Source organism: Streptomyces sp. bgisy159 (assembly GCF_057707805.1).
Genome location: NZ_JBYIQX010000122.1, coordinates 1 through 1,009, shown reverse-complemented (window position 1 = coordinate 1,009; position 1,009 = coordinate 1). Strand labels below are relative to the sequence as shown.

The following is a 1,009-nucleotide window of genomic DNA, read 5'->3' as shown; positions in this document are numbered from 1 at the left end:
GGTGACGCCCCGGTCTCGGTGCAGTCGATGACGACGACGCGTACGTCGGACATCGGTGCGACGCTGCAGCAGATCGCGGAGCTGACGGCGTCGGGGTGTCAGATCGTGCGGGTGGCGTGTCCGACGCAGGACGACGCGGACGCGCTGGCGGTGATCGCGCGCAAGTCGCAGATCCCGGTGATCGCGGACATCCACTTCCAGCCGAAGTACGTGTTCGCGGCGATCGAGGCGGGGTGTGCGGCGGTCCGGGTCAATCCGGGCAACATCAAGCAGTTCGACGACAAGGTCAGGGAGATCGCGAAGGCGGCCAAGGAGCACGGCACGCCGATCCGGATCGGGGTGAACGCGGGTTCGCTGGACCGGCGTCTGCTGCAGAAGTACGGCAAGGCGACTCCGGAGGCGCTGGTGGAGTCGGCGCTGTGGGAGGCGTCGCTGTTCGAGGAGCACGATTTCCGGGACATCAAGATCTCGGTGAAGCACAACGATCCGGTCGTGATGATCGAGGCGTACAAGCAGCTGGCGGCGCAGTGTGACTATCCGCTGCATCTGGGGGTGACGGAGGCGGGGCCGGCGTTCCAGGGGACGATCAAGTCGGCGGTGGCGTTCGGTGCGCTGTTGTCCCAGGGCATCGGTGACACCATCCGGGTGTCGCTGTCCGCGCCGCCGGTGGAGGAGATCAAGGTCGGCAGTCAGATCCTGGAGTCGCTGGGTCTGCGTCCGCGCCGTCTGGAGATCGTCTCCTGCCCGTCCTGCGGCCGGGCCCAGGTCGACGTCTACAAGCTCGCCGAGGAGGTCACGGCCGGTCTGGAGGGGATGGAGGTTCCCCTGCGCGTCGCCGTCATGGGCTGCGTGGTCAACGGCCCCGGCGAGGCCCGCGAGGCCGATCTCGGGGTCGCCTCCGGCAACGGCAAGGGCCAGATCTTCGTCAAGGGCGAGGTCATCAAGACCGTCCCGGAGTCGAAGATCGTGGAGACCCTCATCGAGGAGGCCCTCAAGATCGCCGAGCAGA

At 67.4% G+C, this 1,009-nt stretch carries 1 protein-coding gene; it reads left to right on the top strand.

Going from position 1 to position 1,009, the window contains the following annotated elements; genetic code table 11:
• Window positions 1-1,009: flavodoxin-dependent (E)-4-hydroxy-3-methylbut-2-enyl-diphosphate synthase (gene ispG / locus AC3ET3_RS36085; protein ID WP_435613732.1), on the top strand; the 1,009-nt coding region annotated here is incomplete at both ends.